Origin of the sequence: Enterobacter sp. R4-368 (genome assembly GCF_000410515.1) — a bacterium.
Taxonomy (GTDB): domain Bacteria; phylum Pseudomonadota; class Gammaproteobacteria; order Enterobacterales; family Enterobacteriaceae; genus Kosakonia.
In genome coordinates, this window is the sequence record NC_021500.1 from 3042890 (window position 1) to 3056395 (window position 13506).

General features: G+C 53.3%; 14 protein-coding genes. 8 read left to right on the forward strand and 6 right to left on the reverse strand.

The features are described from left to right. Positions 1-14 precede the first annotated feature (14 nt). Positions 15-62 (forward strand): small protein SpfP, encoded by a 48-nt coding sequence (gene spfP / locus H650_RS26230; RefSeq protein ID WP_071892919.1) that lies wholly within the window; start codon positions 15-17, stop codon positions 60-62. A 93-nt stretch (positions 63-155) separates the two neighbouring features. Here the strand turns inward: spfP and yihA are convergent, their stop codons facing one another. Next, positions 156-785 carry a ribosome biogenesis GTP-binding protein YihA/YsxC gene (yihA, locus tag H650_RS14315; protein WP_044489766.1) on the reverse strand — a complete coding sequence of 210 codons (630 nt, stop codon included), beginning with the start codon at positions 783-785 and terminating at the stop codon, positions 156-158. Between the two features lie 575 nt (positions 786-1360). On the opposite strand from yihA, the gene yihI reads away from it, so the two are divergent. After that, complete coding sequence (gene yihI, locus H650_RS14320; protein ID WP_017460097.1) at positions 1361-1861, forward strand: Der GTPase-activating protein YihI; 501 nt, start codon at positions 1361-1363, stop codon at positions 1859-1861. A gap of 186 nt (positions 1862-2047) precedes the next feature. Then, positions 2048-3421, forward strand: coding sequence for an oxygen-independent coproporphyrinogen III oxidase (gene hemN, locus H650_RS14325; RefSeq protein ID WP_020455886.1), 1374 nt, complete (start codon positions 2048-2050; stop codon positions 3419-3421). A gap of 66 nt (positions 3422-3487) precedes the next feature. On the opposite strand, the gene H650_RS25760 is transcribed toward hemN, so the two are convergent. The 4 genes from H650_RS25760 to glnA all read right to left on the reverse strand — a co-directional run bounded on the left by H650_RS25760 (position 3488) and on the right by glnA (position 7863). Then, a complete protein-coding gene (locus H650_RS25760) occupies positions 3488-3610 on the reverse strand; it encodes a YshB family small membrane protein (protein ID WP_020455887.1) in 123 nt (40 codons plus the stop codon). A gap of 110 nt (positions 3611-3720) precedes the next feature. Next, the gene (gene glnG / locus H650_RS14330; protein WP_020455888.1) at positions 3721-5130 is read right to left on the reverse strand and encodes a nitrogen regulation protein NR(I); all 1410 of its coding nucleotides are present in this window, start codon (positions 5128-5130) and stop codon (positions 3721-3723) included. An 8-nt stretch (positions 5131-5138) separates the two neighbouring features. Next, the gene (gene glnL / locus H650_RS14335; RefSeq protein ID WP_017460101.1) at positions 5139-6188 is read right to left on the reverse strand and encodes a nitrogen regulation protein NR(II); all 1050 of its coding nucleotides are present in this window, start codon (positions 6186-6188) and stop codon (positions 5139-5141) included. Positions 6189-6453: 265 nt separating this feature from the next. Beyond that, entirely contained in the window at positions 6454-7863 is a 1410-nt protein-coding gene (gene glnA, locus H650_RS14340; protein ID WP_020455889.1) for a glutamate--ammonia ligase, read from the reverse strand. Between the two features lie 380 nt (positions 7864-8243). Here glnA and typA point away from each other — a divergent pair, with 380 nt between their 5' ends. From typA to fabY, 5 genes are all read left to right on the forward strand, one after another. After that, positions 8244-10067: a ribosome-dependent GTPase TypA gene (typA, locus tag H650_RS14345; protein ID WP_017460103.1), complete on the forward strand. Its 1824-nt coding sequence runs from the start codon at positions 8244-8246 to the stop codon at positions 10065-10067. Between the two features lie 143 nt (positions 10068-10210). Next, positions 10211-10810, forward strand: coding sequence for a glucose-1-phosphatase (gene yihX / locus H650_RS14350; protein ID WP_020455890.1), 600 nt, complete (start codon positions 10211-10213; stop codon positions 10808-10810). Next, positions 10804-11676, forward strand: coding sequence for a virulence factor BrkB family protein (locus H650_RS14355; protein ID WP_020455891.1), 873 nt, complete (start codon positions 10804-10806; stop codon positions 11674-11676). The genes yihX and H650_RS14355 overlap by 7 nt, the downstream gene beginning before the upstream one ends. After that, positions 11673-12110, forward strand: a complete 438-nt coding sequence (gene dtd, locus H650_RS14360; RefSeq protein WP_017459695.1) for a D-aminoacyl-tRNA deacylase — start codon at positions 11673-11675, stop codon at positions 12108-12110. Before H650_RS14355 ends, dtd begins: the two co-directional genes overlap by 4 nt. A gap of 44 nt (positions 12111-12154) precedes the next feature. Then, positions 12155-13096: a fatty acid biosynthesis protein FabY gene (gene fabY, locus H650_RS14365; protein WP_020455892.1), complete on the forward strand. Its 942-nt coding sequence runs from the start codon at positions 12155-12157 to the stop codon at positions 13094-13096. Between the two features lie 49 nt (positions 13097-13145). Here fabY and H650_RS14370 read toward each other — a convergent pair whose 3' ends face one another. Continuing rightward, complete coding sequence (locus H650_RS14370; RefSeq protein WP_020455893.1) at positions 13146-13484, reverse strand: nuclear transport factor 2 family protein; 339 nt, start codon at positions 13482-13484, stop codon at positions 13146-13148. Positions 13485-13506 lie beyond the last annotated feature (22 nt).

Sequence of the window (13506 nt, forward strand, 5' to 3'; positions counted from 1 at the left end):
GGTACAGAGGTAAGATGTTCTATCTTTCAGACCTTTTACTTCACGTAATCGGATTTGGCTGAATATTTAGCCGCCCCAGTCAGAAATGACTGGGGCGTTTTTTATTGTGCGAAAGAAAGAAAAAAGCGTGGCGAATGCCACGCTTGATAGGAAGGTTACTCGCCCGTTTCTTCTTCCACTGGCGGCAGGTTATTGAACCAGCCATCCAGTTTCTCACGTAGTTTATCCACGCCCTGTTTTTTCAGCGACGAGAAGGTTTCAACCTGTACTTCGCCGTTAAAAGCAAGCACAGCTTCACGTACCATATTCAGCTGCGCTTTCCGCGCACCGCTGGCCAGTTTATCCGCCTTGGTCAGCAGCACCAGCACTTGCAGATTGCTCTCGACTGCCCACAGGATCATCTGCTGATCAAGATCTTTCAGGGGATGGCGAATATCCATCAGCACCACCAGGCCTTGCAGGCACTGGCGTTTTTCGAGGTATTCGCCCAGTGCGCGCTGCCATTTGAGTTTCATCTCTTCCGGCACTTCCGCGTAACCGTAACCCGGCAAGTCGACAAGACGTTTGCCTTCAGCGACTTCAAACAAGTTGATCAGCTGCGTACGGCCGGGCGTTTTCGAGGTTCGCGCCAGGTTTTTCTGGTTAGTCAGGGTATTAAGTGCGCTCGATTTACCTGCGTTGGAGCGGCCAGCAAAAGCCACTTCAATGCCGGTATCAGCGGGTAAGTGGCGAATATCAGGCGCACTGGTGACAAAGTGCGTCTGTTGGTAATTCCAGTTAGTCAAAATGGTCGTCTCCATCGTCAAAGCATGCGGCGATTATACCTGAACCCACGCAAAAGGCTGTTTTTCTCGCCAGAAACTCTGCTGTGAGCCATTACCGCGCGCTATGTAAGATATTTGCCCTTTTCGTTATACGAACTTTCGGAGAAGTTGCAGATTAAAAAATGGCTAAAAGTTATTTAATCAAAGGGTTATGTATATAGAATTTTCTTAAACTGCGGGTTCCGGGGCTTTTCCTGCTTGTCAGTTTAGCTCAGAAGGGTAAAGTAACCCACCAAGGCCGGATGCTGCTTGTGGAAGGATAACTCACGGAATGAGGGGTCAGGAGCGCCAGGAGGCGAAGACCGGAGACTAACGTCAGAAGACGTTGAACAAGGAAAAGGAACCGTAACAGGGAACGTTCTACGCTAACGGATAAACAGGGCAAGTTGATAGCGAACACGGAATGTAAAACCCATTACGGGTGAAGGGTCAAGAAAAAAGGCGACAGTTTGCACTGTCGCCTTTTTTCTTTGCTTGCTTTCTGCTAGATTCCGCCGCAATTCTATACTGATGAAAAACGACTTAAGACCACTAATATGAAAAAACCGTCCACCAATCCGCGCGGTAAAGTACGCCGTAAAACCCGTGAAGAGTTAAATCAGGAAGGCCGCGATCGTAAGCGTGAGAAAAAGCACCGCGGTAATGCTTCAGGCAGCCGTGCGAACGGTGGCGACGGCGCTTCTGGCTCCGGAAGGGGTAAACAGCAAAAAGATCCGCGTATTGGCAGTAAAAAACCGATCCCGCTGGGTGTCACCGACACGCCGGTCAACAAGCAGCACAAACCTAAGAGCGAGAAACCTATGCTTTCACCGCAGGCTGAGCTGGAAATGCTGGAAACGGATGAGCGCCTGGACGCGCTACTGGAACGTCTGGAAGAGGGTGAAACCCTGAGCGCTGACGATCAAGCGTGGGTCGATGCCAAACTGGACCGCATTGATGAGCTGATGCAGAAGCTCGGCCTCTCTTACGATGATGACGAAGAAGAGGAAGAAGAAGGCAAAGAAGATATGATGCGTCTGCTGAAAGGCGGCAACTAATCCTTTTCTATGGGGCTTTCTGTCCTGCTTATAACCCTTCCGGTTATATGTTATCTGGTGTGGTTATTCGTTAAACTACAGCGGTTGTCGCGGCGCAAGCTGTGGCTGCGCAACCGGCTTATGACCCGAAACGAGGTCAGGCCGGGCCGCCGGAACCGCCAGCGGCGTCATCGGAAGGAGTAAACAATGTCTGAGCAAGTCATCGACTGGGACCTGGCCCTGATCCAGAAATATAACTATTCCGGGCCGCGTTACACCTCATATCCTACCGCGCTGGAGTTTTCCGACGCTTACGGCGAAGACGATTTTCGCCAGGCTGTAGTGCGTTATCCTGAGCGACCGCTGTCGCTATATGTGCATATCCCGTTTTGTCACAAGCTGTGCTACTTCTGCGGTTGCAATAAGATTGTCACCCGCCAGCAGCATAAAGCCGATCAGTATCTGGACGCGCTCGAGCAGGAAATTATTCACCGCGCGCCGCTATTTTCAGGTCGCCACGTCAGCCAGTTGCACTGGGGCGGGGGAACACCCACTTACCTGAACAAAGCGCAAATCAGCCGCCTGATGAGCCTGCTGCGTGGTCATTTTGCGTTTAATGCTGATGCGGAAATCTCGATCGAAGTTGATCCGCGCGAAATCGAACTGGATGTGCTCGATCATCTGCGCAGCGAGGGCTTTAATCGCCTGAGCATGGGCGTGCAGGATTTCAACAAAGAGGTTCAGCGTCTGGTTAACCGCGAGCAGGATGAAGCCTTTATCTTCGCGCTGCTCAATCATGCCCGCGATATTGGTTTTACCTCGACCAATATTGACCTGATTTACGGCCTGCCAAAACAGACGCCGGAAAGCTTCGCTTTTACGTTACAACGCGTGGCGGCGCTTAGCCCGGATCGCCTGAGCGTCTTTAACTACGCCCATTTGCCGACATTATTCGCCGCACAGCGCAAAATCAAAGACGCTGATTTGCCGACGGCGCAGCAGAAGCTCGATATTTTGCAGCAGACCATCGCTTCGCTGACCGGCTCCGGTTATCAGTTTATTGGTATGGATCACTTTGCCCGCCCGGACGACGAACTGGCTATTGCTCAGCGAGAAGGTGTATTGCATCGTAATTTCCAGGGCTACACCACGCAGGGCGACAGCGATCTGCTGGGATTGGGCGTTTCTGCCATTAGCATGATCGGCGATAGCTACGCGCAAAACCAAAAAGAGCTGAAACACTATTATCAGCAAGTGGACGAGCGCGGAAATGCGCTATGGCGCGGTATCGCGTTAACCCGTGACGACTGTATTCGCCGTGATGTGATCAAAGGGTTGATTTGCAACTTCCGCCTTGAGTTCGATGCGGTGGAACGTGCCTGGGATCTCAACTTCCGTGACTATTTTGCCGAGGATTTGCGCCTGCTGGCGCCGCTGGTGGTGGACGGGCTGGTGGCAATGAACGAGAAGGGATTGCAAGTCACAGCGAAAGGGCGTTTGCTGATCCGCAATATTTGCATGTGTTTCGATGTTTATCTGCGGCGCAAGGCGCGTTTGCAGCAGTTTTCACGCGTGATTTAACGAGATGGCGCATCAAGCCTACAAAACACGTTCTGTAGGCCTGATAAGCGCAGCATAACGCGAAGATTAGCTAAACAGCCCAACCAGCGCGGCACACAGAACAGCCGCGATGGCTGTTTGCGGTGTGTGGCTTGCCGACGCGCCAGCTTCTACGCCTACAGTGACCACATTGATTAATGATTCCAGCATGATGACCTCTCCCATGAACGGGCAAGATCATACGTCACTGCCGGTAACAGTAAAGCGCAAAATAACGGCAATTTGCGATCGCGGTTCATTCTTTACACTTCACCCGCACGCTACTCCATTCCCAGTTCTTTCAACTTACGCGTCAGGGTATTACGACCCCATCCGAGCAGCCGCGCCGCTTCCTGTTTGTGGCCCTGCGTGTGACGTAGCGCCGTGGTCAGCAAGGTACGCTCCATTTCCGGTTGCGCTTCTGAAAGCAGGTTTTGATGACCGGAACGTAATGCGCGATCCGCCCATTGCGCCAGCAGCGTTGCCCAACTGTCCGGCAGGCTCTGCGAAGGGCTGTCCGGCACGCTGGTTTCGAACAACTCGCCTGGCAAATCCTGAATCAACACTTCCTGGCCTGCGGCCATAACCGTTAACCAGCGGCAGGTGTTTTCCAGCTGGCGGACGTTACCCGGCCATGCCAGACGCGTTAACGCGGTTTCGGTTTCCGGGTGCAGTTGTTTCGTTTCCACGCCCAGTTCACGGGCGGCGACTTGCAAAAAGTGGCGTGCTAAACGCGGAATATCTTCCCGGCGTTCACGCAGCGGCGGCAAATGAACGCGGATCACATTCAGGCGGTGAAACAGATCCTCACGGAATTTGCCCTCCTGCACGCGCTGTTCCAGGTTCTGGTGTGTGGCTGCGATAATACGGACATCGACCTTCACTGGCGCATAGCCGCCAACGCGATAAAACTGGCCATCGGCCAGCACGCGCAGCAACCGAGTCTGCACATCCAGCGGCATGTCGCCTATTTCGTCCAGAAACAGTGTCCCGCCATCGGCTTGCTCAAAACGTCCCTGACGAATCGTATTCGCACCGGTAAACGCCCCTTTTTCGTGACCAAACAGTTCCGATTCAATCAAATCCTTCGGAATGGCGGCCATATTGAGGGCGATAAACGGCGCTTTCACACGCGGACTGTGGCGATGCAGCGCATGAGCCACCAGTTCTTTACCGGTCCCCGATTCACCATTAATCAATACGCTAATCGACGAGCGCGACAGGCGACCGATTATGCGAAACACATCCTGCATCGCCGGTGCTTCACCGATGATGTCAGTTGTCGGGCCGCTGGCCTGCACATTGCGCGGCTGCTGCTGTTCCTGATAATGGCTGATAGCGCGCTCAACCAGCGCAACGGCTTCGTCGATATCAAACGGTTTAGGCAGATAATCGAATGCCCCTTGCTGATACGCGCTTACCGCCGCATCAAGATCGGAATGCGCGGTCATAATGATGACCGGGAGCATCGGATGGCGCTGTTTGATCTGTTTCAGTAACGCAAGACCATCCATCCCTGGCATACGAATATCCGAAAGCAGTACATCCGGGGTTTTGGTGGTGAGTGCGTCTAGCACTTCATTGGCACTTTCAAACGTTGTACAACTCAAGCCAGCTCCGGTGAGCGCGCGTTCCAGCACCCAACGGATGGAGCTATCGTCATCAACGATCCAGACTATCCCTCGTTGCATAAACACCTCTACTTCCGAATAGGCAGAAATACCGAGAATTCGGTATGGCCTGGCCAACTGGTAAATTCAATTTTGCCAGAATGTTGATCAATCAAACTGCGTGCGATAGATAACCCCAGCCCGGTACCGCCTTCGCGTCCGCTCACCATCGGATAGAACAACGTATCCTGCAGGTGCGACGGGATACCCGGGCCGTTATCTTCCACATCTATTCTCGCCGCGAGGCGATAACGCACACCGTGCAGCGTTAGCTGGAAGGCCGTACGGGTACGCAGAATAATTTCGCCCCCTTCCGGCCCCAGCGCCTGCAAAGCGTTACGCACAATATTCAGTAAAACCTGTTCGATTTGGTCGGGATCGTGCGCGAGCTCCGGCAAACTTGGATCGTAATCACGGGTTAAGGTGACATTCTCCGGTAGCTCCATCGATACCAGTTTCACTACACGCTCAGCCACTTTGTGAATACTTTCGGTAACGTGCATCCCCGGTTGTTGCGGCCCTAACAGGCGATCAACCAGGTTACGCAAGCGGTCAGCCTGCTCGATAATCACTTTGGTGTATTCCAGTAACGCTGGATCGGGCAGGGCTTTGCTCAGCAACTGCGCCGCACCGCGTAAACCGCCAAGCGGGTTTTTAATTTCATGCGCCAGACCGCGTACCAGATCACGCGCCGCAACTTGTTGCGCATGCTGGAGCTGCTCCTGGCTGAGACGGCGCTGGTTATCCATCGGCGCCATTTCAAGAAGAATCAAACCATCCGGCAGACGCTGCGCCGTCAGCGAAAGAATGTGTGAGCGCCCGTCAATCACGAGGGTCACTTCGTTATCGGTAAACCCCTGTCCGGCATGCAAACTTTCCCGCATCAAATCGATGTTCAGTGAAAAGTAACTCAGCAGTTCGGGGAGCGGTGTGCCGAATAACTTACGAGAGCTTTGCGCCAGCAGTTGCTGTGCCGCAGGGTTGGCGTAATGTACCGCCAGGTCGTCATCAACCAGCAAGATGCTGTTGATCAAAGAATTGAGGATCTGCCCAGCATCGGGCAGCACGCCGCTTGCCATTTAGCAGTCTCCCGGAGGTGTGCACCAATTTAGTGCAGTATAGCGTTTTATTGATAAAAAGCGCGTTAGATCAGGTTGTTGGTGGAGAAAAAAGCCCATCCAGGGATGGGCTAAAAGTTCCACGGCAACTAAAAATCCTCTGGCATCTTTCTCACCGTAGCAGCGTTGGCTGCCCTCATTAGCCCGAATCACTTATAGACTAAGCTCATCGGGACTCATTCGGTTGCCACCTTGCTGCGACAAGACTTCTGCCGAGTCTTAATTATTAAACGCTGTAGTACAGTTCGAACTCTACCGGGTGCGGCGTCATGCGAACGCGGTCGTTCTCTTCCATACGCAGCGCGATGTAAGCATCGATAGCGTCGTCGGTGAACACGCCACCAGCAGTCAGGAACTCGCGGTCAGCATCCAGCGCGTTGAGCGCTTCTTCCAGAGAGCCTGCAACCTGCGGGATCTCTTTCGCTTCTTCAGCCGGCAGGTCATACAGGTTTTTGTCCATCGCTTCGCCCGGGTGGATTTTGTTTTTAATGCCATCCAGACCGGCCATCAGCAGCGCTGCGAAGCACAGGTACGGGTTAGCAGCCGGATCCGGGAAGCGAACTTCGATACGACGCGCTTTCGGAGAAGCCACCACCGGAATACGGATAGAAGCAGAACGGTTACGTGCAGAGTAAGCCAGCATTACCGGCGCTTCATAACCCGGGACCAGACGCTTGTAAGAGTTGGTGGTCGGGTTAGACAGGGCGTTGATAGCTTTTGCGTGTTTGATTACGCCGCCAATGTAGTACAGCGCCATTTCAGACAGGCCAGCGTATTTGTCGCCAGAGAACAGGTTCGTGCCGTTCTTGGACAGAGACATGTGGCAGTGCATACCGGAACCGTTATCACCGAACATCGGTTTCGGCATAAAGGTCGCGGTTTTGCCGAAGCGGTGGGCAACGTTGTGCACCACATATTTGTAAATCTGAATTTCGTCCGCTTTTTTGGTCATGGTGTTGAAGCGGGTAGCCACTTCGTTCTGACCAGCCGTTGCCACTTCGTGGTGGTGAGCTTCAACAACCAGGCCCATCTCTTCCATCACCAGACACATGGTGGAACGCAGATCCTGTGATGAATCAACCGGCGGAACCGGGAAGTAACCGCCTTTCACTGCCGGACGGTGACCTTTGTTACCACCTTCGTATTTGGTGGAGGTGTTCCATGCGCCTTCGATATCGTCGATAGCGACGCTGGAACCGGAGATGGAGCTGCCGAAACGTACGTCGTCGAACAGGAAGAATTCCGGCTCTGGCCCAAACAGAACGGTGTCTGCCAGACCTGTGGAGCGCAGGTACTCTTCAGCGCGTTTAGCGATGGAGCGCGGGTCACGATCGTAGCCCTGCATGGTGCCTGGTTCGAGGATATCGCAACGAATGATCAGCGTAGACTCTTCGTAGAACGGGTCAATGACAGCGGTAGTCGCGTCCGGCATCAGCACCATGTCTGATTCGTTGATGCCTTTCCAGCCACCAATCGAAGAACCATCAAACATTTTACCTTCTTCAAAGAAGTCGGCGTTTACCTGATGGGCTGGGATAGTGACGTGCTGTTCTTTACCTTTGGTATCGGTGAAGCGCAGATCGACAAACTTCACTTCGTGCTCATTCAGCATCGTCAAAACGTGTTCAGCGGACATACTTAAACTCTCCCGGATTTGTCATTGTCGTCGTGGTAACGAGGTCTTCTAATTACTACGTAAGCTGGCGTAGTTATCGTACAATCGTTAAAGCGAAATCTATGCCAACTTTTAAATGCCCCTAAAAAGGCGTTATCATGCACGGTATAGTGCAAAAGGGCTGCACCATGATGGTTATGTTGCACCAATATAGTGCCTTTATGTGAACATTGGGCACTATATTGGTGCAATTTTCGTTAAATGCCCCTTTTAACGCTCCGTGAAAGCGATCACAAAGCAACTCTGCAATACTTGTTTGCGGAGGATGTTTGTGATCCTGTTTAGTCCTTCGATTAATACGTGTACAATAACGCGCTATTTCTAATGCCTGAGGCAAAGTTGTGATCGAAAATCTGCGTAACATCGCCATCATTGCTCACGTTGACCATGGTAAAACGACCCTGGTTGACAAGCTGCTGCAGCAATCCGGTACGTTCGACGAACGTGCTGAAACTCAAGAGCGTGTGATGGACTCCAACGATTTGGAGAAAGAGCGTGGGATTACCATCCTCGCTAAAAACACCGCTATCAAATGGAATGATTACCGTATCAACATCGTTGATACCCCAGGGCACGCCGACTTCGGTGGTGAAGTTGAGCGTGTGATGTCCATGGTCGATTCCGTGCTGCTGGTGGTTGACGCATTTGACGGCCCTATGCCGCAAACGCGTTTCGTGACCAAAAAAGCATTTGCCCATGGCCTGAAACCGATTGTGGTAATCAACAAAGTTGACCGTCCTGGCGCGCGTCCGGACTGGGTTGTCGATCAGGTATTCGACCTGTTCGTTAACCTGGACGCGACCGACGAGCAGCTGGACTTCCCGATCGTTTACGCTTCTGCGCTGAACGGCATCGCGGGTATGGACCACGAAGACATGGCTGAAGACATGACCCCGCTGTACCAGGCGATTGTTGACCATGTACCTGCTCCGAACGTCGATCTCGACGGCACTTTCCAGATGCAGATCTCCCAGCTCGACTACAACAACTATGTTGGTGTAATCGGCATCGGTCGTATCAAGCGCGGTAAAGTAAAACCGAACCAGCAAGTCACTATCATTGATAGCGAAGGCAAAACCCGCAACGGTAAAGTCGGCAAAGTGCTGACCCACCTGGGGCTGGAGCGTATCGATAGTGAGATCGCCGAAGCCGGCGACATCATTGCGATCACCGGTCTGGGCGAGCTGAACATCTCCGACACCATCTGCGATCCGCAGAACGTCGAAGCGCTGCCGGCACTGTCTGTTGATGAACCGACCGTAACCATGTTCTTCAACGTCAACACCTCTCCGTTCTGTGGTAAAGAAGGTAAGTACGTGACTTCACGTCAGATCCTCGACCGCCTGAACAAAGAGCTGGTGCACAACGTTGCGCTGCGCGTTGAAGAGACCGAAGACGCTGACGCATTCCGCGTTTCCGGCCGTGGTGAGCTGCACTTGTCCGTGCTTATTGAGAACATGCGTCGTGAAGGTTTCGAAATGGCGGTTTCCCGTCCGAAAGTTATCTTCCGCGAAATCGATGGCCGCAAACAAGAGCCGTTCGAAAACGTCACGCTGGACGTTGAAGAGCAGCACCAGGGTTCTGTGATGCAGGCGCTGGGCGAGCGTAAAGGCGATCTGAAAAACATGAATCCGGACGGCAAAGGCCGCGTACGTCTCGACTACGTGATCCCAAGCCGTGGTCTGATCGGCTTCCGTTCAGAGTTCATGACCATGACTTCCGGTACCGGTCTGCTGTACTCCACCTTCAGCCACTACGACGATGTTCGTCCGGGTGAAGTGGGCCAGCGTAACAACGGTGTGCTGATCTCCAACGGTCAGGGTAAAGCGGTTGCGTTCGCACTGTTCGGCCTGCAGGATCGCGGTAAGTTGTTCCTCGGTCACGGCGCGGAAGTTTACGAAGGCCAGATCATCGGTATTCACAGCCGTTCTAACGACCTGACGGTAAACTGCCTGACCGGTAAGAAACTGACCAACATGCGTGCGTCTGGTACAGACGAAGCTACGGTTCTGGTTCCGCCGATCAAGATGACCCTGGAGCAAGCTCTGGAATTCATCGATGACGACGAACTGGTAGAAGTGACCCCGCTCTCTATCCGTATTCGTAAACGTCACCTGACGGAAAACGACCGTAAACGCGCAATGCGCGGAGCGAAAGAAGAGTAATCGCTCTTTATTTGCTTGTGAAAAAGCCGCTGATTTTCAGCGGCTTTTTTTATGTCTGTATCTTCTTCGCGTGAAGCCGCGAACTATTCAAGTCAGAACTTTCCCGCTACAGTTAACTCTCCACGGCTGGCAAGGAGAGAGAAATGCTCTATATCTTTGATTTAGGTAACGTGATTGTCGACATCGACTTCAATCGGGTGCTGGGTGTCTGGAGCGATTTTAGCCGTGTGCCGCTGGCGACCTTAAAGCAGAATTTCACCATGGGCGAGCCGTTTCATCAGCACGAACGAGGGGAAATCAGCGACGAAGATTTCGCTAAAGCGCTGTGTCATGAAATGGAACTACCGCTCAGCTACGAGCAGTTTTCTACCGGCTGGCAGGCCGTGTTTGTCGCGCTGCGCAAAGAGGTCGTCGACATCATGCACAAACTGCGTGAGCAGGGGCATCGGGTCGTCGTGTTATCGAATACTAACCGTCTGCACACCACGTACTGGCCGGAGCAATATCCGGAAATTCAGGCGGCGGCTGACCATATTTATCTTTCCCAGGAAATGGGGATGCGTAAGCCGGAAGCGCGAATTTATCAGCAAGTGCTGGCGCTCGAAGGTTTCTCTGCCGAAGATAGCGTCTTTTTCGACGACAATGCGGATAATATCGCCGGCGCGGAACATCTGGGCATAACCAGTATTCTGGTGACGGATAAAACGACCATCCCGGACTATTTCGCGAAACAGCTATGCTAAAAAATCTGCGGCATCATGCAAAACATCGCACGCGCCCGCTTGTTGCCTGGTTGCGGTTGCTATGGCGGCGCATTGATGAAGACCATATGACGACGCTGGCGGGGAATCTCGCCTACGTCTCTTTGCTTTCGCTGGTGCCGCTGATCGCCGTGGTGTTTGCATTATTCGCTGTTTTTCCTATGTTTTCTGAAATTAGCGTCCAGTTGCGCCACTTCGTGTTTGCCAATTTCATTCCCACCACCGGCGATGTGATTCAGAACTACATTGAGCAGTTTGTGGCGAACTCCACCAAAATGACGGCGGTTGGCGCATGCGGGCTGGTGGTGACATCGCTGCTGCTGATGTACTCCATCGATTCGGCGCTAAACACCATCTGGCGCAGTACGCGTGTACGCCCGCATGTTTATTCATTTGCCGTCTACTGGATGATCCTGACGCTCGGCCCGCTGCTGGCGGGTGCCAGCCTGGCGATAAGCTCCTACTTGCTGTCGCTGCGCTGGGCCAGCGAGCTGGATAGCGTGATTGATGATGTGCTGCGCATATTTCCGCTGATCCTGTCGTGGCTCTCTTTTTGGTTGCTGTACAGCATTGTGCCGACAACCCGCGTGCCGAACCGCGATGCGATTGTCGGCGCGTTTGTCGCCGCACTGCTGTTTGAGTTCGGTAAAAAGATTTTTGGTCTCTACATCACCATGTTTCCGTCTTACCAGCTCATTTATGGTGTGCTGGCTGTCATCCCCATTTTGTTCCTCTGGGTCTACTGGACCTGGTGTATCGTCTTGCTTGGCGCAGAAATAACTGTCACTCTCGGTGAATACCGAAAACTCAAAATAGCCGCACAGCAAGAAGAAGCAGACCAACCATGATTGCATTAATTCAACGTGTTTCCCGCGCGAGCGTTAGCGTGGCGGGTGAGGTGACGGGCGAAATCGGCCCTGGACTTTTGGTGTTGTTGGGCGTCGAAAGGGAAGACGATGAACAAAAAGCGAACCGCCTGTGCGAGCGCGTGCTGGGGTATCGTATTTTTGGCGACGCGGAAGGGAAGATGAATCTTAACGTCCAGCAGGCTGGTGGGAGTGTGCTGGTGGTATCGCAATTTACGCTGGCGGCGGATACAGAACGTGGCATGCGTCCGGGGTTTTCCCGTGGCGCTGCGCCGGAAAAAGCCGAGGCGCTGTACCACTATTTTGTTGAACGTTGCCGCAGCCAGCAAATGGAAACGCAAACCGGGCGATTCGCTGCCGATATGCAGGTTTCGCTGGTCAACGACGGCCCCGTCACGTTCTGGTTGCAAGTATGAGCCAGCTTGCGGCGTGGCCCCTGGTTACAAGAGAGAGTGCTGCTATGTACCACCTTCGCGTACCGCAAACGGAAGAAGAGTTAGAGCTCTATTACCAGTTCCGCTGGGAAATGCTGCGTAAACCGCTGCATCAACCGAAAGGTTCCGAGCGTGATGGCTGGGATGCGATGGCACATCATCAGATGGTTGTCGACGAAGAGGGCAACATTGTCGCTATCGGTCGGTTGTATATCAACGCAGATAACGAAGGGTCGATTCGCTTTATGGCGGTCCATCCGGACGTGCAGGAAAAAGGCCTCGGCACATTGATGGCGATGACGCTGGAGTCCGTGGCCCGCCAGGAAGGGGTGAAGCGCGTGACCTGTAGCGCCCGTGAGGATGCGGTGGCGTTCTTCGCGAAACTCGGGTTCGTCAATGAAGGGGAAATCACCGCGCCGCAAACCACGCCGGTACGCCACTTTTTGATGATCAAACCGATCGCCACGCTCGATGATATTCTGCATCGCGGCGACTGGTGCGGGCAGTTGCAGCAGGCCTGGTATCAGCATATCCCGCTGAGTGAAAAGATGGGTGTGCGTATTCAGCAGTACACCGGGCAGAAATTTATCACCACCATGCCGGAAACCGGCAACCAGAATCCGCACCACACGCTGTTCGCCGGTAGCCTGTTTTCCCTGGCGACGCTCACCGGTTGGGGGCTGATCTGGCTGATGCTGCGTGAGCGTCATCTCGGCGGCACCATCATCCTTGCCGATGCGCACATTCGCTATAGCACGCCGATCACCGGTAAACCGAGCGCGATTGCCGATCTTGGCTCGCTAAGCGGTGATTTGGACCGTCTGGCGCGCGGGCGCAAAGCGCGCGTTCAGCTACAGGTTGAGCTGTTTGGTGAAGATAAGCAGGGTGCGATCTTCGAAGGCATTTATATCGTCTTGCCCGCCAAACCCTTCGGCTCGTTCGAAGAGGGCGGTAACGAGGAAGAGTAAGCCGCTGCGCGCCTGACAATACAGGCGCGCAACGTCCTGCGAACCACCCCTACTGCGCGAAGAAAAACCACGCGATTTTGATCAACCCATCCTGCACTTCATAGACGGCCATATTTTCAATCACCGACTCGCCGATGCCGTAGATTTTTTCGTGATCGAACACCTTATTGCCCATCACTGTGCGCGAGAGCAACTCGGCGCGTAATGCCGGTTTGTTAAAGCGATGCGCAGCATAAAAGGCACGTAATGCTTCAAGCCCTTGCAGCGCCGGCTCAGTGGATGGCAAGCGATACGCGATAAAATCGTCGCTAAAACAGGCGGTAAACGCCTCAATATCATGGGCATTGTAAGCAGCAAACTGCTTTTCCACAGGACTTACGACAGACATCGGCTCTCCTTTTTTCACGCGG